We start from the raw sequence: 21,592 nt of genomic DNA, 5'->3' as shown, positions 1-21,592 counted from the left end.
TACTTGTATTGTAAATGTGACAAGTAAAACATAGTAATGATATCGATTTCTAGATAGCAAGAGTATGTAATAATAAGCCGTCGCATACTTTAATTACTTTCCCAGCCGTGCAATCAACCGATAATTTCGATCACATAGCTGCTGCTTTACAACAACCTGTAGATTTAGATTTTGAGCTTCCCGATCCAGAGGACGAAGAAATTCCAGAAGTAGAATTTCAAAAGCAACTAGATATAGCTTGGCAGGTGTGCGATCGCTTTGATTTACAAACCGAAATCTGGCGGGGACGAATTTTACGGGCAATTCGAGATCGAGAAAAAAAGGGTGGAGACGGACGAGGCACGGGATTTCTCAAGTGGCTAAAAGAACGGGAAATTAGCAAAAGTCAGGCTTATGCTTGGATTCAACTAGCTAATAGTGCAGATACCCTCTTAGAAGAGGGAAAGCTAGATCCAAACGCGATCAACAATTTTTCCAAACGGGCGTTTGTTGAAACCGCCAAATCAGCGCCAGAAGTACAGGTAATGGTAGGTGAAGCGGCACAAAAAGGCGATCGCATTACCAGAAGGGAAGTACGTCAACTTACTGATGAATGGACAGCAATGTCCTCAGAATTGTTACCCGAACCAGTCAAGCAAAAAGCAGCAGAAAACGCTCTCCCTCCGCGTTACATTGCACCTCTAGTAAAGGAAATGGAGAAATTACCAGAATCACACCAAAAATCTCTGCAAAAAGAAATTGCTCAAAATCCTGATGTAGAAACTGTCAAACAAGTAACCGCAGATGCGCGGAGCTTGGCAAAATATCTCAAAGCAGCGGCTCAAGTTCAAGCCTTGAATGAAGAAGAAGTTGATATTGAAACAGCACTTATAGAAGCACAAAGAGTTGGTTGCTTAAGTATTGCTGCTGACTTGGTGAATCAGGCGTCACAGATAGAGCAAACAATTGGTAAGTTGTACATGACTTGGAAGCGGATCGGCAATCTAGCAGATCGGCTTTACGTAGATACCGGTGCAAGTACACCGCAGTTGCGATCGCTCTTGAATTGCTTGGAACCTCTAGGTGGTGAGGTGATGGAATTGCAACTTGGTAGTGTTGGGGAACGAACTATTCGTCTGCAAATTCAGGAAACGGCATGAATTGGCATATGAGAATATATTCTCTTGCTCATAGCCGAAATCCTCTTCAGAGGACTAGATTTTACTCCTATTAGTGATTACAATCCACTTAAGTGGACTTGAGCTATTAGCCAAGAAATAAATTTCTTGGCAGACAAGAGCTTAGATGCAAGATAAGACAATAGTTGTAGTCCGAAAGCAAGATGAAGTTTCTGGCAGTTGGAGCAAACTAAATAATAGACAAGCACCAACAATAAAAGCCATGACAACAGAAAAAACCAACAATCCCAAGCCCACCCAAAATCAGAGTGAAAGCAAACAAGATCTAAATCAAAAAACATCAGTTCAATTTTCGATTAGCCTGATCGTAGGAATTTTAGTAATTATCATTCTGGCTATCAGCGGCTACTACGGAATCGTAGGTTTCTAAGTCTTGGGTTGTAGGTTATTGGTTAGAGTCAATTAAAATAGCTAATAATCAATAACCTTCATAATTGTCTTTATTCACGGTAACTTAATTTGTAGAACAAACCGTCATTTTCTGGTTCGGTTAAGCTCACTATTCTTAAGTAAAAAAGTTGGTAAATTTATTAATAAGAGTTGTGTAAGAGCGTATCCATAGAACCGTGAACAATCTGTCAAATCACAACCCAGAATTCTTTGGTAGTGAGGTTTCAAGCAGTAACTTACTTTGGCAATACGTCAAATCCATGAGCCCAGAAACAGTTGCTCAATTGTCTAAGCCAACATCACCGGAAGTATTGCAAGCAATTGAACACACAATTATAAGTATGTTGGGTGGTTTACCTTCAGAAAACTTTAATGTGTTGATTACCACTAATCGGGATAATCTGGGAAGACTTTTGGCTTCTGCGATGATGAATGGTTACTTTTTACGTAATGCCGAGCAGCGGATGGAACTTGAAAAGTCTTTGCAATTCGTAGAAGCTGATGCATCAGATTCTCACTAATAAATTGAATTATGATGTAATTCTGTAAAAAACCTCAGTTAAAAAGCTGGGGTTTTTGATTACAGCAAATTTTATATATTTGAACCACAATTTTTTGTCCGGGTGAGTTTAGCAAATATCCTTTCGGTTTGAGTTAAAGATTGAAACAAAACCCGCCCTTACAGTATCGTGTGGTTTATTCATTTAAAAATGGCTATAAATAAACAAAAATATAGATTCCCAACTTATCTCAAAAGTAGGGAATCTTACAGAGCAAATTTTACCGTTTCATCCAGTTATTCTACTGACTTAGGCTTCATCGAGAGCGTGTTGCTTCAATTCATCTAAAGAAGCATATTCCAAAGCTGATGCGTGAGTGGCTGACAAAATTACAGGTGGTGCAACTCCAGCATCCAGTGCTTCCTTCCAGCGAGAAGCACATAAACACCAGCGATCGCCCGGTTTTAAACCTGGAAAGTCAAATATGGGAACGGGTGTACTCAAATCGTTTCCCCTTGACTTGGTAAATGCCAGGAACTCTTCTGTTAGTTGTGCGCAGACAACATGAGCACCAATATCACCCGCACCTGTGTTACATATTCCATCTCGATAAAAACCTGTCATTGGCGAGGTGCAACATATTTCTAATGGTTGTCCTAGTACATTATTCGTCATAGCAATAACTTGTTAATCCAATGCTTTCAATTGGTACATTACCGATATTTACTGTTTACAAACAAGATTGATATGAGCAGAGTTGAGAAAATATCAATATAAACAATTAGTTTCGCGTAGCAAGTCTCCCAGCAAACCTTGAGCTCGAACTACTTGTAAATCAGGATCTGTTTTCAGCAGTACCTGAAAATTAGGATTAATTAGCAACGCAGACTCAAGGCATTCTATTGCTAATGAAATATTTCCTAGTTGAGCGGCACAGCAAGCACTGTTATACCAAGCATATTCATCATCTGGTTTGATATCAATGGCTTCTTGATAGGTGGTAAGTGCAGCTTTATAACGCCCTACATATCTCAATACATCTGCTAGTTTGTAATTAGCCCAGAAATCATCTGGTTCTATCACTAATGCTTCATCGTAACTTTTAATTGCATCATTGTAACGACCTAGATGTCTCAAAGCATCTCCACGCCGAAACCAAGCCCAATAATCATCACGACGAATTGATAAAGCTATATCGTAATCAGCGATCGCTTCTTCGTAGCGGCCTAATTGTCGTTTGGCGTCTCCTCGACGAAAATATGACCAGTAGTCTTTAGGGCGTATTTCCAAAGCCTGATTAAAACTTGCGATCGCCTCTTCAAACAGATCTAAATCTTCTAATAAAATACAGCCTCGGTTGTACAAAGCCCAATAATCATTAGGGCGTACTATCAATGCTCGCTCAAAACTCGCTACCGCCTGTTCGTATTCACCTAATTCCCGCAAAACGCTGCCTCGATCATACCAAATCCAGTAACCCTCTAAACAATCTGCTAAAGCTTTGTCGTAACATACAATTGCTTCTGCATAAAGCTCTTGATTGTCGAACTGCTTGCCCTGTTCGTACCAGTACTGCCTGTCTATTGTACCCAGCGTTAGAATATCTGCCCTTGCCCCTGCTGCTTGACTCATCTTTGTTGCCCCAAAAAGTTATTGCAGCTACAGAAAAAATTACCCTCATATATTACCGCGTCTAAGCTTGTTTGGTAACATATTTGATGCAATAATTGACGCAACAAGATTCAAATCATAAGTAAAATTCTACTAGCAAATTCAGGAAACTCCTTTATCCTATGTTTGCTTTGATGGTGCTGTAGTTCGGTAGCAGGGATTGTAGTAGCAATAGCTTATGATTCTTCTTCCTGAGATGGAGGAGAGGGTAGCTGAAGGAGCGATTTCCAATCTGTAATTGCTTTTTCTGGCCATAGCCAATTGTTAGCTAATTTATGAATTTGAAAATGGCTTGGATCGTCTTTAACTACCATTTGGCGTAGCTTGATTGCTTCATTAAAATATCGCTCTCTTTTAGAAACTGGCTGGTTAAGGGCAGATTTATACAATCCAATAGCTAAACCAGCATAGGCAGTCAAAGCATCATGATTAACTTCTTTCGGTGTTGGTGCTATGGCACTGGCAGATGTATTTTGTTGTTTGATAGCTGCATTCAATGCCTTGAACCAAGCATCATTAGCACGATTAATATTACCTTCTGCATAGTAAGCAAAACCTAAAGCATTAGCATATAACAGCGAATCCGGTTCAGCTTTTACAGCACTTTCCCAATAACGGCGGGCATCATCAATACTATAGTTTTTATCTCCGGTTTGAACTGATTGCCACGCTAACCGTCCCTTGAAAAAGTTAACAGATGGATCTTCAATTTTATGATTGGGAACAAGAGCCAGAGCCGCTTTAGCATTAGAAAGAGCATTACGATTTAGTAGTTCTTCCACAGCTACTAGCCCATTTTGCAAGTCTCCTTTGCTTACTTTTTCAATTGCATAGGCTGTAACAATTCCAGTTTCCTCTGTCTTTAAATTACGTTCAGAGACATCAGGGTTAGGTTGAGACTGGACAGTCGGAGTTAATGGTAGATCAGGTAATTGTGACTTTTGGTGACTATTCCACACACTTAAACCAATAACTGCTGCGATCGCACTTACTCCTACAACCCCAACTCTAGACCAAAATCGACCTTGAGCGCGTTGTCTGGAATTAGTTTTTTGGGGTGGAGCGAAATTAACTGATGGAGGGAAATTATTGGGCAAATCTCTTGCCGAGTTAGCATCATTCAATAGTGCATGACGTTCTGCCTCAACTTGCCTGCCTTGAATAGTCTCCTCTGGCAGTTCTCCCCGCAAACTACTGCTGAGATTATGATCTGGTGATGAAACGTCTCCTAAAACCTCTTTGTTGTCAATATTCTCTTCCCCATCCTGCTGTACTACTTCCGGTGCGATCGCTGTTTCCTCATTCCCAACCGTTGATTGCTCTAATTGGCGCAATAAATCAGAAACTATAGCAGAATCTTCTGCATAGCCCGGATCGTCATACTCAATTTCATCGACTAAATCGCCCCAAGTATCTTCACCTAACCAGTCAGAAGACTCATCTGCCAAACCCGAAGGCATAAGTTCATCAATTGGTAAAGGCATATCGGCATCATCTGCCCTTGGCGAGAATATGGTTGAGGTGGAGTTTAAAGCTGGATCGTAATCGTTATAAAACTGCCCCATTTGGGGTAAATAAATTTCTGGGTTGAGATAACCGTCAAACTCACGCTGGAGATATAAAATTGGTAATGCCCAGTACATCTGGTGCGAACCATAGGCAGAAATTAATCCTTGGCGCACTCGACTTACACACAAATCCACTGGATATCCTTGAGCAAGATTCCGATAAAACAATTGTGTAAGTGTCAGCGCTACTTCGTCGGGAATGCGCTCTGACATTGCCAGAACGCCTCTGATCCCCCGCCTCACCAAACTTTCTGTTAAGTTACGTTCGCCAGTCTCTCCTTGGAGGTTGACAGTGGCTGGGTATGCTCCCAAGCAAGAATTAAATACAGCTATTTGAATATTATTATTGACAAGCAAACCGGCTAAATCATCACCACTCAAGATTTCTGTTAAACCAGTCCTCCTACTGACAAGATAAATTTCACCACCATTAGAACCAACATTACTATGACCGGAGTAGTGCAGAACATGAAACCTTCCTTGTTCTAAGGCTTGTGTTAATTCCTCTCGCCCTGGTTGTTCTAGCAAAGTAAGTTCAATTCTCGGCAGAAAATGGCCAGTTTCACTGATACGTGGTGATTGACGGTGAAGTTCCTCTTGCAGCTTGATTGCTTCTTGTTTAAGCAAATCCAATCGAACTTGATCCGTAGGAGAAGAAATGATCATCAATACTCTGATTCCGCCTTCTTCCAGAGGTACAGGCATATTTGTGGATGGTAGCCTAGATACCCCATTCATCCCACTTTGATAACGTGAAAAAGCGATGTAAGGGCCTGTTGCTATTGGGCGATCGCCTGCATGCATCACTTCCCAAGGCAAACGTGCTAGCCTGGTATCTTTTAGCCCCAAGCGCAAGCGCAGTACTTGTTGGTGATTTTGAGCAATACCCTGGGCAGTAATCCAACTATCTCTGAGAGTGCCTTGAAACAGCGTATTATAAAGTTGCTGACCTAATGCTACCAAGTTGACAGAGTTGAGTGCGATCGCATCTCCCTGTAACATCGATTTCAAAGGATCATTCATTAAATGTCCAGCAGCCGTTAACCAATCAGCTACAGGCCAAGTCACTAATTCTTCTGCCAAAGGCACCCCAGGCGCGACTTGTTCCGTCCGCACTAAGTAGTCACTTTGCCCTACTGGAGTTACGGAAAGGTGAAATTCCTGGGTCACAACTTCTTCTGTTTGCCTCCTCAAATTTGGTTTTCAACGCCAAGAGCTAATGTCGATGTTATAGCCTGATCTAATAAATTTAGATGTATCTTGTAACTTAGATGTTTCTAAATTTATTTGTTTTAGTAAGTTGCTTCTACAACTTTAGTCCGGATTTCAACAACTGTGTCTAGAACATTTTGATTGGTAGATGCGCCTTGAACTTTAACTCCCCTGCTTGAGTGATAAACTTAAGGGAATCTGTCTATGGCCTAGCAAAAATCTCCAATACACACAAATTTATCCTGAGATTGATAGTCACAGTCAGAACATACTTATTAGTAGATGTACCTTGATTACTCAATTCCCTAGCTGGTTGGCAACCACTAGGGATTTACTTTATATGACAATTGCGATCGCCTCCTAAACAGGCTCATTTGTTCTCTAACTTTATGGATAGTGAGAAATTAAATTAGTTCAATCATGCTCCTAACCAGCTACTTACGCTAGTAATACCAAAGTTGCAAGCGGGAGTCTTGTTTCAAAATTCTGGCCTAGTCTATTCATCAATAGCTTTAATCCAAAATTGGTATAATTCTTTATTCTTTCTCAAGCTATTTACTTTAATCTTAATCAATTTATCCGGAGCATACTGGTTGTTGATGGAACATAAAGATTAGTAGATACACCCTGATAACTACTTCCCCTGGCTAGCCATATGGCTTCTAGGGGATTTTTTCTTTAGTAAAATCAATGTTCATTTATAATTTATACAAAATTTGCACAATTTTATCCGGAAACTACTGGGTGTTCTTATAACATAGAACTTGGTAGATGCACCCTGATAACTAATTCCCCTAGCTAGCTGTTGGCTAATGTCAACTCCTGGGGGATTTTTTCTTGTCAAAAAAATTTCATTTATAATTTGTCCAAAAGTTGCACAATTTTATCCGGAAACTACTGGTTTTTCTAAGAACATATAATTTGGTAGATGCACCCTGATAACTAACTCCCCTAGTTTACTGTCGGTTACTAGGGGATTCTTTTATTTACTCTAATTAATTACCAATCAATTTACTTTATTATTTTAAATTTCTGTCAATCCTTAGTTCTTTACATCTCTTCATATAGATACAGTTACATCACAGAAGCGAACAGATATAAAGCCTGTTTTATCTGTATTCTGATGAGTACTCTGCTGTATTTTAAAGATGATTTAGTGTGGTGAGGATGTCACTTTTGATATGCTAGTATTCGATACTTAAACAAATAGTCAAACAGTTGCTAGTCCATGCCGTTAACTGTGATTAAATTTTCCAGTGAAGACTGTGGTCTGTGCCATAAAATGTCTTTTTATGACCAAAAGGTGGCTGAAGAACTGGGTTTGCAATTTATTGACGTAAAAATGCAAGATACGGCGATGTATCGTAAATATCGCCAAATACTATTGGCGCAATATCCAGATAAATCAGAAATGGGTTGGCCCACCTACATTATTTGTGATTCTCCAGAAGAAGAATTCCAGATTGTGGGTGAAGTTAAAGGCGGGCATCCCAAAGGCGAATTTAGAAATCGATTGCAAGCGGTTGTTGACTCCACAGGCGTTAGTCAGAACTAATTAACTCAAATGATTTAACTTCTAGGGCAGGGCCAATCATAGCCATTGTCATCACATCTTCACGTACCTTACCCGTGACTTTCGCTTTTTGTCCTGGGTGAAGTAATTTTTTGTCAGCACCTCTGAGGATCTCGTAGGTAACTCCTTCGTCAGTGACTAGCGCCCAAGCACCAGTGCCAATATCACGGCGTTCTATCGTTCCTTGAACTGTGATACTCATAGTTACACAAACTCCTAAGTCTTGAAAAACAGAACACGGGGACGTGGGGAAATTCTCCATGTCTCCGTGTTTCATAGTCTCCACGTCTTTTAAACGGGTTGTTCCTCATTTTTGACGGCTAAACGAGCTAGTCCTAAACAGAGTAGAGCGTTGATAATCAAGAATATCCGAGCCACCATGCCACTTCCAAGTCCCCAAACAGCGGGATCTGACACAGCACTGACTCCTAAACATGCTGCTACACCTAAAGATGTACCGATCGCGAACCATTTCCATTGCGGATGTCCGAGCAGTAGTGCCACTAAGACAAAAGGAATGATAACGCTAGCAAACAGAGGGTTAAAAGCATTAGTTCCCTGAAGAGTATTACCAAGTTCAGGAATAGAACTGCCCAACAACCGGAAAGGCCACTGGGGCAAATCAAAAATGTAGATTGGTTTGAGGAAGAATAATCCCGAACTGCCAGCAATTAAACCACTTGATAAACTCCAACCCCAGGTAAACGGAAAGTAAACTCGTAAAAACCAAGCCAACAAATAAGAACCCAATACCATTGCAATTTTTGGTAGCAGTGCCACAGCACCGCCATCGATCCAAAAGCGGGGGTTTAGATAGCCATTATCTCGCAGCCAACGGAAAAAGTCTTGGAAACTAATTTGTCCCTGTGAGGCACGTGTAACTGCGGCTTCGGCATTCAGTTGTCCAGCGCCATAGTAGTTTAAACTATCGTCCTGGATGCTTCTTGCTGACTCTTTAAGTACTTTCAAAACATCATCTGGTTCTTTTACACCAGTTGCTTCAACTAGTGCAGCCACACCAGCAACGTGAGGAGAAGCCATGCTTGTACCTTGCAAACCCAAAAATACCGCTTCGCCAGTTTCGGGATCGATGGTTTGTTGCAAAACTTTGCCTGCATCGCTACCACCAGGAGCCGAGATATCTACCCCTGCACCAAAGTTAGAATAGGGGGCTTTTTCTCCATCGGGGCCTAATGCCGAAACGCCTATGACGCGAGGATAACGGGCTGGATAGGCAGCAGAATTCTGACTTTCGTTTCCAGCCGCCGCAACGATGACTACACCTTTTTTGTGGGCATATTCTATCGCTTCTTTCATCAGGTTGCTTTCACCGCCACCGCCCAAGCTCATATTAATTACATTTGCGCCGTTGTCAGCAGCAAACTTAATCGCTTCAGCGATATCGGCAACGGTTCCACCGCCATATTCATTCAAAACCTTTAAAGGCATCAAATTGGCTTCGTAAGCAATTCCTGCTACACCATAGTAGTTATTGGTGGCTTCCGCGATCGTTCCAGCAACATGGGTGCCGTGTCCGTTATCATCCTTGGCTTCTTCGCGATCATTGACAAAGTCATAACCTTTGACAAACTTTGTTTCTACTAGATCGCGCACACGAGTTACACCAGTGTCAATCACCGCGACAGTTACACCACTACCTTTAGTTTGGTTCCACGCGCCGATCACACCGATGTTGTGCAGGTGCCACTGCTTGCTGTACATAGGATCGTTAGGATCGCCAGCAGTGGCTGTTGTCGTTTCACAATCTCCGGGCGAATCAAATTCTGCTAAGTGGGCAATTTTGCCTAGTTCAGGAATTCTGTAAATATAATTTGGCTCAATAAATTCTGTCGCTTTGGCAATTTCAGACTTTCGCAGTTTTTTAAGTCGTTTTTTGTCACCTTCGATAATGTATACGTTATCTCTAGCTGAGAATTTATTATCTAGTCGGGGTGTAACATTGTACTGTCGAGCGATCGCTTCCAGTTTTTGCTGCACCACCTCTTGAGGAAGATCTTCCCGAAAATCTAGTAAAATCGTCTCAAATTCACCCTTCGCTGCCAGTCCCTGAAAATTCAGGAAACCAAATATCGCAGCGCTCAACCCGATGACAAACAAGCAAAATAATAAAAGCCTTCTCATATCAAATCATCACCGCTTTTTGCCAGTTGTTCACTAACATAGCTTATACAGACTCTAACAAGCTCTTTATTTGCAGAATAGTTACACAAAATATAAAGATGAGAATGTAAAAGTTAAAAACGGTAATTTTTTTCTTTTACCTTTTGCTTCTCTTTTTCATGTTTCTCTAGAGTTAAACTTCCAATATGGAACGTGGTCTTTTATGGCTGCCTCTATTAGCAGCGTTTTTCTGGTTAGCTTGGCAAGGCTCGAAAGAGTATCAAAAAATCGAAGCCTATCGTACCTGGGCAGAGCAATTTGAACGAGCAAAGTATGATATTTATGCTGTTTTAGGTCAAAAAGGTAACTCAATCACCTGGGGCAAACCCACACCTCAAGGCCCAATCAAGCTAGAAACCTTTTCTTTGAATGATGTTCAAAATATACATCTTATGGTAGATGGCAATATTATTGATGTAGAAAATCCACCACAGAAAGGTAAGACTATTGAGTTGGAATTCGACTTAGTAGAACCTGCTCAATCAGTACGAATTCCATTTACAGAAATTCCTTTAGCAGCAGAATGGGGTAAGTATTTGCAAGGACAATTAAAACGTTTAAAAGATAATTTATAAAGTAAACCTTCATTTAGGGTGTGTTAAAGCGGCGCGTAACGCAACGCACTACATGATTGTGGTGCGTTACAGCAAGTTCTCACTCTCATCAACTCTCAAATTTTTCCATAGCCGTAACACACCCCAACTTCTACTACTGATACTATAAACTTTCAAACCTCAAAATATAATTTTGTTTTCTGTCAGGGTAATAACTCTTGGACATTCAAACCTGGAACTTTACCTCAAGAATTAAAACAGCAAAATTATCCAGAATATTCTCAACAGATAATACACTTTGGGTAGGCACGGGTAACGGCGTTTGTCAAATCAAATTGCAAACTGCTGATAATCCTGAAAATTGGTTTTGTTGGCGGTTTGCAGCAATGGCTAAATTACCACAAGCAGGTTTACTAGTTTACAGTGAATTATCAAATCAAACTCCTGCTTTGACTTTATCTCCTACTAATTTGCCGCATATGCAACCTCAAAATCCCCAACCAAATCCATTAGAAGCGATCGCCAAATCTTTAAAATATATTTCACCTAAAAATAGGTAATAGAGAATAAGAAAAATCCCTTATTCCTTGTGCCTTAAAACATCTATGAATACCAAAATTACATCTATTGTACCCGTTGCTTTAACTATTGCCGGTTCAGATAGTGGCGGTGGTGCAGGAATTCAAGCGGATCTGCGTACCTTTGCTTTTCATTGTGTCCACGGTACTAGTGCCATCACCTGCGTTACAGCCCAAAATACTTTGGGCGTGATGCGAGTTGATGCCATGCCACCTGAAGCGGTGATAGCCCAAATTCAAGCAGTAATGGAGGATATTGGCGTTCAAGCGGCAAAGACGGGAATGTTACTGAACAAGGAAATTATTGCCGCAGTTGCCCAGCAGGTAGAAGCTTTACAAATCAACAATTTAGTAGTCGATCCGGTAATGGTATCGCGTACAGGGGCGCAATTGATTGATGATGACGCTGTGAAAACTCTCCGCGATGCCCTGATACCGCTAGCAACAATTGTGACACCAAATCGTTACGAAGCTCAAATTTTAAGCGGTTTACAAATTAATACCCTAGATGATATGCGTGCCGCTGCCCATATCATTCATCGCAATCTAAAAGTGAAAGCCGTGTTAGTTAAGGGTGGTGGTATGCCAGGTAACGGGCGTGGAGTAGATATCTGGTTTGATGGGCAAAAACTGGAAACTTTGACAACAAAACAAGTAGATACAAAAAATACTCACGGTACTGGTTGTACATTATCAGCGGCGATCGCTGCAAATCTGGCACGGGGTAATGACTTATTAACAGCGGTGCGACAAGCCAAGGAGTATGTCACCAATGCACTCTATTACGCTTTAGATATTGGCAAAGGACAAGGCCCGGTTGGGCATTTTTATCCGTTATTATGATTGGATTCGGCATTAAGAACTAGGGACTAGATAAAAATAAGGGTTTTAGTGGGTATATTTGCTTTTATACCCTGAATTAGAAAGTGTAAATAAAAAAACCTTTGCCCTTAGAGTATTTTTCTATTATTCTTGGGCATATCTCTAGCTTTTTTGTTTAATTTTTACTCGTGAACTACAAATGCGAACAGTAAACAGTTCTGTTTATACCCATAACAAAAGTACAACCAGCCAATCCTACTCACCCTCTGTACCATTGTCTGTATATCGGGAATTGGCAGCAGAGTTGCAAGCCGCGCAGACGAAGCTAGATGCACTTAGTACTAGAAATCATCAATTAGTACAAGAAAATCAACTGCTTCGCGAAGAAATCGCCAAAACCGTTCAGTCGGTTTTACACCTACAAAATCTACTTAATTCTCCCACTCAGACTAGCTATCACCAAGTTCCCCGTTCTGCTCCCGATATTAAAAGTGATCCTAAACGTCAAGTAAATGCTAAGAATCGGCGTCAGCAAGTACCCCGCCCACGTCCATCGGTTGCTTACACAGAAATGGAAATTCCTGCTTATATGTCAGCACCAATATTCGTAGAAGGGCAGGAAGTTGTAGCTTATCCTCTCACTCAGCCAGAACCAGGGGAAATCAATAACTGGTGGTTGTGGATAGCGATCGCGTTAATAATATTTCTCGGTTTTGGTGCTGGTTATTTAGTTGTACGTCCTTTTTTTGCACACCAGAGTCGCTAGTATCTTTACCTTGGCAGCCAAAAGTCATCCATAATTGTTAGCTTTCAATTTTTTGTTCAACTGGTTAGTTCCTTGTCAACACCTGTACTATATAAATTGACTTTCTGATGCTGCTAGCCTGATTTAAATCTAAGTGATCACACTAATGTTATTTGTTTCAAAAATAGTAGATTGGGAATTCTACCAAACTGCTACTTCAATTAATAAATATAAATAAATATAAGTATTATTTATTGATTACTAGACTGTTTAATGAGTAAGAAATATACTTAAAGAATTTGTAACTAATCATACTTTTTAATAAATATGGGTTGCGCTACTCGTTAAATCTCTAGACAAAGAATCTGATTAGATAAATAGAAGCTACTCAAAAGACAGGAGACAAGAATGAAAAAAGTAGAGGCTATCATCCGTCCCTTTAAGCTTGATGAGGTGAAAATAGCTTTAGTCAATGCCGGTATTGTCGGAATGACTGTTTCTGAAGTTCGAGGATTTGGACGTCAGAAAGGGCAGACTGAACGTTATCGAGGTTCTGAGTACACTGTTGAGTTTTTACAAAAACTCAAACTGGAAATTGTTGTTGAGGACAATCAGGTGGATATGGTTGTAGAGAAAATTATCTCTGCTGCCCGTACTGGGGAAATCGGCGACGGTAAAATTTTTATATCGCCAGTAGAACAAGTTGTACGGATTCGTACTGGAGAAAAGAATACAGAAGCAGTTTAAAAGGTTGGCAAATAGCTAACGAAAATTAGTTAGTAGGTAGAGACGCGAGGAACATCGCGTCTGTACAATTAATGGTTAGAGGGAAATAACTAACAATTAACAACTAAAAACTAGCTAAATAATCATCATCAACTGCGTACATCGGAAGGCATGAAACAACTTTCTTTACCTACTGCCTACTACCTCCTATGCTAAACTTGGCAACTTTTGAAGTAGAGCCATAAAAGCCTTACCTCGATGGCTAATTGTGCGCTTCAATTCTGGTGTCATCTCAGCAAAGCTCATTTGCTGCTCTGGCACGTAAAAAATGGGATCGTAGCCGAAACCACCATTACCACGAGGCGCATGAAGAATTTCACCACGACAAATACCTTCTGATTGTAGAACGATCGCACCATCGGGACGAGCGATCGCTATTGCACAGACAAATTGGGCTTGGCGATTCGATTTGTCACCTAATTCTCTCAACAATCTACCAATACGTTCGGCATCGGTATTGCCGTAACGTGCAGAATAAACTCCTGGTACACCGTTTAAAGCATCTACCTCTAAACCAGAATCATCAGCGATCGCCCAATTGCCTGTTGTTTGCGCCACTTGAGATGCTTTGAGACAAGCGTTGGCGGCAAAAGTTTCCCCTGTTTCTTCAATTTCCAATTCTTCAGGTTTTAGCGTTAATTTCCATCCAGAATCAGCCAAATAAGCTTGCATTTCCCGTAACTTACCTGGATTTCCTGTAGCAACTACGAGTAATTTAGTCATTAGTCATTGCTCATTGCTCATTTTTTCGTAGGTACGGCTTCTTGTAAGGGTATGCGAACCCCCGTACTCCTACTCTACGAGAAGGGCTACGCCCAACAGAGAACCCGCAGGGTATCCGAAGAACTGCTCGCAGAGTACCCGGAGGGTTAGTGGTTAGTAGTTAATAGGTTGCTTGTCCCCTTGTCCCCTTGTTTTCTTTCCTTCTGCCTCCTGCTTTCCGCCTTCTCATGATTCTGCCCACTGTTTAGCCCAAGCCAAGGTTTGATGTACTTGATCGAGTGTGGGGGCTTCGCAGTAAAGACGTAATACTGGTTCTGTACCGCTAAAACGAATCATTAACCAGCTATTATCTACGAGGCGGAATTTATAACCATCTATTGTTTGACAATCAATTACTGGTTTGCCAGCAACTTCTTTTAATGGCTGCTTTTGCAACTGTTCTAAAAGATGATCTCGCACTTCCATGCTGGCTAGAGGTAAATCAATGCGATCATATGCGCATGTAAAACCTGTTTGTTCTTGCAAGCGACTGTAATAATCACTTAAATCCAATCCAGATTCGACGATCGCCTCTAGTACATATAATGCCGACAGCAGTGCATCTCGTTCTGGAATATGGCTACCGTAACCTATTCCTCCCGACTCTTCCCCGCCTAGCAATACCTTTGTTGCCAGCATTCTGTCAGCGATGTATTTGTAACCTACTGCTGTCTCAAATACTGATAATTTATGTAATTGTGCTACACGAGGAATCAGATCAGAACCACTGACAGTTTTAACAATTTCGCCGCTAAAGCCACGCCGTAGAGTTAAATGGTCGATTAAGATTGGAATTAAAATTTGCGAACTTAGGAAATTACCTGCACCATCTACAGCAGCTATGCGATCGCAGTCACCATCAAATACCAGTCCCACTGTTAAGCTTGTCGGATGCTCTTCTCTGTGAGTTCGCATTACCTGAAAGAGTCGGGAAAGGTATTTTGGCAAGGGTTCTGGCGCACCACCCTCAAAGGTAGGATCGCGATCGCTATTAATTTCCCTGACTCGATCCCCAAGTAACATTGCTAGTCCACCAGCAGCAGCACCATGCATCACATCAGCAAATAGTGTCAGCTTGCCAGAGTTGATAGCATCGCGAATTGTAGCAATGTTAACTTTTCCTTCTAATTCTTGACAATAACTGTCCCAAGGATTAAATTTTTCTGTCTTACCTGCTATGGATGCAGGAGGTAGTTCCTCTACTAAGAGTGCTTCTATCTTTTTGGTAACTTCTGGCGGTGCAGAACCACCAAACGCACTTTTAACTTTTAAGCCCAAATACTGTGCGGGGTTGTGACTGGCAGTAATTACCAAGGCACCCAAGGTATGACGTTGTTTTGCTGCCCAACTAAAAGCCGGAGTTGGTGCATAAGTCTCGCTGAATAGCACATCAAATCCGGCAGCAGAGACGACATTGGCAACTTTCCAAGCAAAGTCCTCTGCCATGAATCGGCGATCATAACCAACTACAATCGTTCTATTGCCTACTTTGTCTCCGTAGGTTTCAAATAAGACTTTTGCTGCGATTGGCGCGACTAAGGCTAGACGTTCAAAAGTGAACTCATCGCCAATAACGCCGCGCCAGCCGTCTGTACCAAACTTGATTGAGTTAGCAGCAACTGGCATCGAGGTATCCCAACTTCTGTTAAGGAGGATTTTATCATTGACACAGGGAACTCAGTCAGAAATGAGCAAGTATCAAAATCATGCAAGTAATACACTAGTATTAATAAGTAGGTGGACAGAATTAAACGTAAAATCCTTATCGCCAGAAACTATATCGGATAAATTTTTTCCTACCTGCGGAAGCTGCTCCGCATCTACCGCATCTACGTGTCTACTGCCATCTGTCTCCTGCCTTCTACTTAGCAGCAAGAGAATACCAGCGATCGCCTGACTGTAGTTTCTAATTATGCTGAAAGATATTAAACCTCCTTAATAGAAAATACTACTAAGGAGATACACAGTAAAAAATATTCCCACACTTAAGTTTTTCCTAGAAATCATCCAGATACTGACTAAGCCGACTAATTAAAGGGTCTACCTCTTGGGAAGGTGTAACAGCAGAAGTAGTAGTAGTACTGCTATTGTGAGTATTATTTAATACTTCTACTACTTGTGGTGATTGAGTCGATGTCTGGATGACTTGCAATTTATTAACCATCATGCCTAACTGTGCAACTTGTTGACTGAGTTGCATCAGGTGCCGTTCCATCATCTCCAATCGATGAGATGTTTTAGCAAAAAAACGTTCCTCCAGGTCAGTCAATTGACTTTGCAAGTCGGCAATTTGCGGTTCCAATCCCCCTGCTGCTGGTAATTTTGTCGATGGCGGAGGTGACTGCGGGTTTGGTCGTACAGATTCCGGTACGCATAAAGACTGCCACAGGGCCTCTTTACAGAGGTCGCTGAAAGTTTTTTCAGGATCTTTCTCTAAATGGCTTTCGACAAGCGTTAACAAACTTTCGTCAGCCACCCCTGGGTTGAACGTAACCGATTTAACTACCTTTTTTGACCATTGGAACATTCGAGTTAAGCTTTAGAAGAGCGGTTAGCAAGCTGTGCTTCTGCGTATATATATTGTCCCAGAGCGTTAGCCTGCCGAGAAGGAGAAGCTAAGTGGGCATTAATTTTTGCTTCCTTCAGCAGACGTTGAACGTCTTCCCAGAAGTACTCTCCACCACCACCGGTTAGAATCACATCAGTGACGCGCTCTGGTAGCCATGCTAGCACACGGCTGCAAATTTCCCGCGAAAACATTTCGGTGAGATTAGGAAGAACATCATCTAAGTTCGCAGGTTTGCTAGCACCACGAGGACGGTAGAAGCGATCGCCTTTGGGTCGATTAACAGCTGCAATTAATGCCAAAGACTGGCTATCAGCTCCTTCAACCTCAGCGGCTACTAGTTCATAAAACTTGCTCATACCAAAGTCTTCGCTCTTAGAAGCACCTCTAGCAAAGCGGAAATTGTCCACCATCAAACAATCAATAGTTTGATGCCCAATATCGACAATCGCTGCCGAAACTTTAGTAAAGTCAGGCATCGCACCTTTTTGGGGTTTACCTTCACACCATAGTAGACTGCCATAACCTTCTGGCATCACCCATACTTTATTCACGTTCAGCGATACTGATTCGCTGCGAAAGTTCATGACATGAGGCCCTTCTAATTGACTTATTAATTGGGCTTTTTCCTTTTCAAACTGCTCTTGAGAAAGGTAAGGCAAACCCACTACAACAGAAATGTCGTCTTTAAGCTTGAAATAACCTGCACAAGCCAAGACTTTTACCAGTGCGTCCTCGACCTTAGATTGACCTACTCCCAAATTGGCACCAAAATCTGCTGCTAGTTGACCTACAGCATATCCACTGCCTTGATACTCCAACCATAAATCCATCAAGGGATCTGTGGCACGGGCTTCAAATACACCTCCTCGCACCTGTTCCATTGACATTTCCTTGACGTTGGCAGAAATGAATATGACATTTCCAGGCTCGCGGGTAATACAGGCTTTTGTGGAAGTTCTACCTAAATCAACACTCAGTATTTTTTTACCAGTAGCTGAGTTATTAGGCACTACGGGATTGGCATTAATGGGAGTAGATGCCGAAACTCTATTCATAGGTATAGCAGCGGCATTCATTGGGGTCGCGGCAGTTGGTTGGTCTGTCATGAAAGCTCCTAGTACTTACTTAGCTTTAACAAGTTACCATGCTCATCTTACAAAATTCGTGTATCAGAAATTCTTGGTGGCGTCAACTGTGGCAGTAAACTTACCAATTATTACTGAATATATTAGTGCAATTTATACATTAAATTGCTGTATAGAAGGTAACGTGAGTTGATCAGGAAATAGCGAAGGTGTACCCTTCTTCACGATACTTTTTTACACTAAAAAAATGTTTTTGTAATTCTATTTAGGAGACAAGTTTTTATCTTCTCCTACTTTTGCGCTTGCGTTTTAGTATCCAGAACGCAAATGCTAGGATCAGACCTCCAAGGACAAATTTGGATACAGGAGCAAGATACTTGTCCACAAGTTCATATTGACTACCTAACACGTATCCTGTGTATGTTAGCAAACCTACCCAGCATGCGCTACCCACAGTTGTATAAAATAAGAAAGATGGCAGGTGCATATCGCTGATGCCCGCAGGAATAGAAATCACAGTACGGATTCCAGGCACAAGCCTACCAATCAACACAGCTTTTTTACCTTGCTTATTAAACCAGTGCTTTGCCTGGACGATTTCTTTGTTAGATATTCCTAACCAACTGCCGTATTTATCAGCTAATGCTTGCAAGCGTCTTTCGCTGAGAAACTTGCCAGGATAATACCAAATCAGCGCACCTAGTACCGAACCTATCAATCCTGCAAAAAACACGCCGTAAATATTCAGCTTTGCCCCTGGTAAATTTGCTGTATACCCTGCCAGAGGCATAATCAATTCTGAGGGTATAGGCGGAAACAGGTTCTCTAGGAACATCAACAGAGCAATACCGACATAGCCCAAAGATTCAATAGTAGTTTTGATCCAATCAGTCATTTAAGTAGATTCCTAATAGTTGCTATCAAATTCTAGTTACTAAATTCAGAGCGATCACCTCTGGGAAATAGGGGAGACACCCAGACGCGGGGATAAGGGGAGGAATAGACAAGCAATCTATTAACTACTAACTACTGTACAGGCGGGTTTAGAAGATAAATTATCAGTTTGAACGGCAAGATTATCAACAAAACCCGCCCCTACTACCACCTCTACATAAAAAGGGAGAAGGAAAAAGGTAATTACTTACTTTCCCCACTCTCCCAGTTTTTAAATTTCCCACTCTTTTTTAAACAGTGGGTGTTAGAGATTGCACTCTCGGTTCAGATTCCCAATCTAATGGATTCCAAACTTTTTCCTCCAAAGCCATCTGTTCAACTAAACTAGCCAACCTCAAAGCTTTGAGTGCCTGTTCGCCACCAACTGAAGGTTGATTGCCGCCCCGCACACAATTAACAAAATGTTCTAATTCTGCACCTAACTTGTCTGTATTGCTAGTGTAAACTTTTTCAATCAAGCCATCCTGTTTATAAAGTATTTGCCGATAGTCCGTTATTGAATTACCAGTAGTGTGTCGGTGAATCAAAATTTCGTTTTTGAGAAAATCTGCCTCAGTGTATGAATTTTTGCAATGAGCAACAATACTACGGATCTTGCGGTGAGTAACTTTGCTGGCAGTCAGAGTAGCGACAATACCATTAGCAAATCCCAAGGTTGCAGACACGTAATCTAAATAACCAGAGTCCAAAGTGCGGTTGCCACTAGCTGTCAACTTGACTACTGGAGAGGCAGCCAATTCCAAAAGTAGGTCAATATCATGGATCATTAAATCCAAAACAACTGAGACATCATTAGCACGATTTGAATAAGGACTCATTCGGTGCGCCTCTAAAGCCAGTACTTCCTCAGTCTTCAAGACTTTGCTTAATTCTTGAAATGCTGGACTAAAACGCTCGATATGACCTACTTGCAAAATACACCCAGATTCAGCGGCAGCATTTACGAGCGATTCTGCTTCAGAAATACTTGCAGCAATCGGCTTTTCAATCAAAACATGAATTCCTGCCAAAAGACAGGTAATGCCGACGGCATAATGCAGGCGCGTGGGAACGGCAATGCAAACTGCTTCCACATGGGGCAGCAGGTCACAGTAATCCTCAAAAAAACGCACCTTGTATCTGCTGGCGGTTTCTAATCCTCGCTCAACATTAATATCTGCTACACCAACCAGTTCAACGTCTTTCATCGAACTCAGGACACGGGCATGATGCTGACCCATGTTACCCACCCCGATGACGCCTATGCGAATTGGGCGGGGTTGGGTGCGCTGTCCGTGTCCGTTCTGTTCTCCTGCTGACATGCTGCTATCTTGCACTCTCATTCTCTCCTCAACCACCAAATTTAGAGACGCTGGTCGTTGGCTTTGATACTCAAATTGCCAGTGACGAGTCGTCTAAAACCATCCAGATGGTAACATAGAGGTTCTATTTATGAAGAATTTCAAAGTTTGTTATGAGTTCCCACCACTAACCTCTGTTTTGTATATTTAGTAGAGTGTAATGTGTTTTTTGCAACGCTACGCAGTATAATTTTTGTCTGGTTGCTTACTGCAAAAAAGTAAGTGTAAAGTGTGTTAATCTCATTTTCACGTTCAGATAAATTTGATTTAACAGTATAGTCATTTAACTACATACCAGTGAAAGCCCATTCATGTTTGTCTGTTAAATTACCAAATACTGAGAGAGTATTCTTCATAATTTTGGACTAGAAGTCACCTCCAGTAAACTCAGTAATTAAAAATTGAAAATCAAATAAAATAATTATCGACAGATGAAAGCTGTAATTCTACTGTCTGGGGGATTAGACTCTTCCACAGTTCTCTATCAAGCATTAGCTGATGGTTGTGAGTGTTATACCATTTCCTTTGACTATCAGCAACGACATCGACGAGAGTTACAATCGGCATTAGCGATCGCACAAACAACAGGTGTATTGCAACATCAAGTAGTAACTTTTGACTTACGGCAGTGGGGAGGATCGGCGCTTACGGACAACACAATTGATTTACCCGAAGGGCGCTCCCTAGAAGAAATGTCGCAGAATATTCCTGTTACCTATGTCCCGGCGCGGAATACCATCTTCTTAAGTTTTGCCCTCGGTTACGCCGAAACTATTGGTGCCGAACGTATCTACATCGGCGTTAACGCTTTAGACTACTCTGGATATCCTGATTGTCGCCCCGACTATATCCAGGCAATGCAGGAAGTATTTCGTTTGGGGACAAAACAAGGGCGTGAAGGTAAACCCATAAATATTGTTACACCCCTGCTCCACCTCAAAAAAACAGAAATTATCCAACTTGGCAATCGACTGGGAGTCCCCTGGCAGCTAACTTGGTCTTGCTATGCAGGCAAAGAAGTCGCATGTGGTTTATGTGACGCTTGTCGCTTGCGTCTTGCTGCTTTTGCTGAACTAGGGTTAAAAGATCCGTTGGCTTATGCTCAAAATCGGGTATAGGGGTGT

General features: G+C 41.5%; 21 protein-coding genes. 10 read left to right on the top strand and 11 right to left on the bottom strand.

Annotation, left to right across the window (positions count from 1 at the left end; genetic code table 11):
- Positions 1 to 107: 107 nt before the first annotated feature.
- The 3 genes from U2718_RS29800 to U2718_RS29790 all read left to right on the top strand — a co-directional run bounded on the left by U2718_RS29800 (position 108) and on the right by U2718_RS29790 (position 2,089).
- A complete protein-coding gene (locus U2718_RS29800; protein ID WP_342001079.1) occupies positions 108 to 1,139 on the top strand; it encodes a hypothetical protein in 1,032 nt (343 codons plus the stop codon).
- A 145-nt stretch (positions 1,140 to 1,284) separates the two neighbouring features.
- A complete protein-coding gene (locus U2718_RS29795; protein ID WP_342001078.1) occupies positions 1,285 to 1,548 on the top strand; it encodes a hypothetical protein in 264 nt (87 codons plus the stop codon).
- A 196-nt stretch (positions 1,549 to 1,744) separates the two neighbouring features.
- Entirely contained in the window at positions 1,745 to 2,089 is a 345-nt protein-coding gene (locus U2718_RS29790; RefSeq protein ID WP_342001077.1) for a DUF760 domain-containing protein, read from the top strand.
- A 288-nt stretch (positions 2,090 to 2,377) separates the two neighbouring features.
- On the opposite strand, the gene U2718_RS29785 is transcribed toward U2718_RS29790, so the two are convergent.
- The 3 genes from U2718_RS29785 to hetF all read right to left on the bottom strand — a co-directional run bounded on the left by U2718_RS29785 (position 2,378) and on the right by hetF (position 6,477).
- Complete coding sequence (locus tag U2718_RS29785; protein ID WP_342001076.1) at positions 2,378 to 2,743, bottom strand: DUF2237 domain-containing protein; 366 nt, start codon at positions 2,741 to 2,743, stop codon at positions 2,378 to 2,380.
- A gap of 93 nt (positions 2,744 to 2,836) precedes the next feature.
- On the bottom strand, positions 2,837 to 3,700 hold the full coding sequence (locus U2718_RS29780) for a tetratricopeptide repeat protein (RefSeq protein ID WP_342001075.1): 864 nt from the start codon (positions 3,698 to 3,700) through the stop codon (positions 2,837 to 2,839).
- Positions 3,701 to 3,915: 215 nt separating this feature from the next.
- Positions 3,916 to 6,477 (bottom strand): cell division protein HetF, encoded by a 2,562-nt coding sequence (gene hetF, locus U2718_RS29775; RefSeq protein ID WP_342001074.1) that lies wholly within the window; start codon positions 6,475 to 6,477, stop codon positions 3,916 to 3,918.
- A 1,270-nt stretch (positions 6,478 to 7,747) separates the two neighbouring features.
- Here hetF and U2718_RS29770 point away from each other — a divergent pair.
- A complete protein-coding gene (locus U2718_RS29770; protein ID WP_342001073.1) occupies positions 7,748 to 8,074 on the top strand; it encodes a thioredoxin family protein in 327 nt (108 codons plus the stop codon).
- Here U2718_RS29770 and U2718_RS29765 read toward each other — a convergent pair.
- Positions 8,061 to 8,294 carry a hypothetical protein gene (locus U2718_RS29765; protein WP_342001072.1) on the bottom strand — a complete coding sequence of 78 codons (234 nt, stop codon included), beginning with the start codon at positions 8,292 to 8,294 and terminating at the stop codon, positions 8,061 to 8,063. The genes U2718_RS29770 and U2718_RS29765 overlap by 14 nt on opposite strands.
- 89 nt (positions 8,295 to 8,383) lie before the next feature.
- Positions 8,384 to 10,234: a DUF5942 domain-containing protein gene (locus tag U2718_RS29760; protein ID WP_342001071.1), complete on the bottom strand. Its 1,851-nt coding sequence runs from the start codon at positions 10,232 to 10,234 to the stop codon at positions 8,384 to 8,386.
- A 185-nt stretch (positions 10,235 to 10,419) separates the two neighbouring features.
- Between U2718_RS29760 and U2718_RS29755 the strand changes: the two genes are divergently transcribed.
- From U2718_RS29755 to U2718_RS29735, 5 genes are all read left to right on the top strand, one after another.
- On the top strand, positions 10,420 to 10,848 hold the full coding sequence (locus U2718_RS29755) for a hypothetical protein (RefSeq protein ID WP_342001070.1): 429 nt from the start codon (positions 10,420 to 10,422) through the stop codon (positions 10,846 to 10,848).
- A gap of 197 nt (positions 10,849 to 11,045) precedes the next feature.
- A complete protein-coding gene (locus U2718_RS29750; protein WP_411813388.1) occupies positions 11,046 to 11,387 on the top strand; it encodes a hypothetical protein in 342 nt (113 codons plus the stop codon).
- Between the two features lie 45 nt (positions 11,388 to 11,432).
- Positions 11,433 to 12,248: a bifunctional hydroxymethylpyrimidine kinase/phosphomethylpyrimidine kinase gene (gene thiD, locus U2718_RS29745; protein ID WP_342001069.1), complete on the top strand. Its 816-nt coding sequence runs from the start codon at positions 11,433 to 11,435 to the stop codon at positions 12,246 to 12,248.
- A 178-nt stretch (positions 12,249 to 12,426) separates the two neighbouring features.
- Positions 12,427 to 12,993 carry a hypothetical protein gene (locus U2718_RS29740; RefSeq protein WP_342001068.1) on the top strand — a complete coding sequence of 189 codons (567 nt, stop codon included), beginning with the start codon at positions 12,427 to 12,429 and terminating at the stop codon, positions 12,991 to 12,993.
- 387 nt (positions 12,994 to 13,380) lie between these two features.
- The gene (locus tag U2718_RS29735; protein ID WP_016873782.1) at positions 13,381 to 13,719 is read left to right on the top strand and encodes a P-II family nitrogen regulator; all 339 of its coding nucleotides are present in this window, start codon (positions 13,381 to 13,383) and stop codon (positions 13,717 to 13,719) included.
- Positions 13,720 to 13,905: 186 nt separating this feature from the next.
- On the opposite strand, the gene rdgB is transcribed toward U2718_RS29735, so the two are convergent.
- The 6 genes from rdgB to U2718_RS29705 form a co-directional block, all read right to left on the bottom strand.
- Entirely contained in the window at positions 13,906 to 14,481 is a 576-nt protein-coding gene (gene rdgB, locus U2718_RS29730) for an RdgB/HAM1 family non-canonical purine NTP pyrophosphatase (protein ID WP_342001066.1), read from the bottom strand.
- Positions 14,482 to 14,706: 225 nt separating this feature from the next.
- Positions 14,707 to 16,146 (bottom strand): phosphoglucomutase/phosphomannomutase family protein, encoded by a 1,440-nt coding sequence (locus U2718_RS29725; RefSeq protein ID WP_342001065.1) that lies wholly within the window; start codon positions 16,144 to 16,146, stop codon positions 14,707 to 14,709.
- A gap of 370 nt (positions 16,147 to 16,516) precedes the next feature.
- Entirely contained in the window at positions 16,517 to 17,047 is a 531-nt protein-coding gene (locus tag U2718_RS29720; protein ID WP_342001064.1) for a plasmid segregation centromere-binding protein ParR, read from the bottom strand.
- A gap of 5 nt (positions 17,048 to 17,052) precedes the next feature.
- Positions 17,053 to 18,195: a ParM/StbA family protein gene (locus U2718_RS29715; protein WP_342001063.1), complete on the bottom strand. Its 1,143-nt coding sequence runs from the start codon at positions 18,193 to 18,195 to the stop codon at positions 17,053 to 17,055.
- A 259-nt stretch (positions 18,196 to 18,454) separates the two neighbouring features.
- Positions 18,455 to 19,069: a DedA family protein gene (locus tag U2718_RS29710; protein WP_342001062.1), complete on the bottom strand. Its 615-nt coding sequence runs from the start codon at positions 19,067 to 19,069 to the stop codon at positions 18,455 to 18,457.
- A 289-nt stretch (positions 19,070 to 19,358) separates the two neighbouring features.
- Complete coding sequence (locus tag U2718_RS29705) at positions 19,359 to 20,450, bottom strand: Gfo/Idh/MocA family protein (protein ID WP_289791499.1); 1,092 nt, start codon at positions 20,448 to 20,450, stop codon at positions 19,359 to 19,361.
- Positions 20,451 to 20,899: 449 nt separating this feature from the next.
- Here U2718_RS29705 and queC point away from each other — a divergent pair, with 449 nt between their 5' ends.
- Positions 20,900 to 21,586 carry a 7-cyano-7-deazaguanine synthase QueC gene (gene queC, locus U2718_RS29700; RefSeq protein ID WP_342001061.1) on the top strand — a complete coding sequence of 229 codons (687 nt, stop codon included), beginning with the start codon at positions 20,900 to 20,902 and terminating at the stop codon, positions 21,584 to 21,586.
- Positions 21,587 to 21,592 lie beyond the last annotated feature (6 nt).

This window comes from Chlorogloeopsis sp. ULAP02 (assembly GCF_038404745.2).
Taxonomy (GTDB): Bacteria; Cyanobacteriota; Cyanobacteriia; order Cyanobacteriales; family Nostocaceae; genus Chlorogloeopsis.
This window is presented reverse-complemented; position numbering and strand designations above follow the sequence as displayed.

Coding starts and splice junctions, on each gene's coding strand:
- U2718_RS29780 (WP_342001075.1), bottom strand. CDS start 3,700: ATGAGTCAAGCAGCAGGGGCAAGGGCAGATATTCTAACGCTGGGTACA.
- queC (WP_342001061.1), top strand. CDS start 20,900: ATGAAAGCTGTAATTCTACTGTCTGGGGGATTAGACTCTTCCACAGTT.
- rdgB (WP_342001066.1), bottom strand. CDS start 14,481: ATGACTAAATTACTCGTAGTTGCTACAGGAAATCCAGGTAAGTTACGG.
- U2718_RS29725 (WP_342001065.1), bottom strand. CDS start 16,146: ATGCCAGTTGCTGCTAACTCAATCAAGTTTGGTACAGACGGCTGGCGC.
- U2718_RS29785 (WP_342001076.1), bottom strand. CDS start 2,743: ATGACGAATAATGTACTAGGACAACCATTAGAAATATGTTGCACCTCG.
- U2718_RS29705 (WP_289791499.1), bottom strand. CDS start 20,450: ATGAGAGTGCAAGATAGCAGCATGTCAGCAGGAGAACAGAACGGACAC.
- U2718_RS29740 (WP_342001068.1), top strand. CDS start 12,427: ATGCGAACAGTAAACAGTTCTGTTTATACCCATAACAAAAGTACAACC.
- U2718_RS29720 (WP_342001064.1), bottom strand. CDS start 17,047: ATGTTCCAATGGTCAAAAAAGGTAGTTAAATCGGTTACGTTCAACCCA.
- U2718_RS29760 (WP_342001071.1), bottom strand. CDS start 10,234: ATGAGAAGGCTTTTATTATTTTGCTTGTTTGTCATCGGGTTGAGCGCT.
- U2718_RS29710 (WP_342001062.1), bottom strand. CDS start 19,069: ATGACTGATTGGATCAAAACTACTATTGAATCTTTGGGCTATGTCGGT.
- U2718_RS29755 (WP_342001070.1), top strand. CDS start 10,420: ATGGAACGTGGTCTTTTATGGCTGCCTCTATTAGCAGCGTTTTTCTGG.
- U2718_RS29735 (WP_016873782.1), top strand. CDS start 13,381: ATGAAAAAAGTAGAGGCTATCATCCGTCCCTTTAAGCTTGATGAGGTG.
- U2718_RS29770 (WP_342001073.1), top strand. CDS start 7,748: ATGCCGTTAACTGTGATTAAATTTTCCAGTGAAGACTGTGGTCTGTGC.
- U2718_RS29795 (WP_342001078.1), top strand. CDS start 1,285: ATGCAAGATAAGACAATAGTTGTAGTCCGAAAGCAAGATGAAGTTTCT.
- thiD (WP_342001069.1), top strand. CDS start 11,433: ATGAATACCAAAATTACATCTATTGTACCCGTTGCTTTAACTATTGCC.
- U2718_RS29765 (WP_342001072.1), bottom strand. CDS start 8,294: ATGAGTATCACAGTTCAAGGAACGATAGAACGCCGTGATATTGGCACT.
- U2718_RS29715 (WP_342001063.1), bottom strand. CDS start 18,195: ATGACAGACCAACCAACTGCCGCGACCCCAATGAATGCCGCTGCTATA.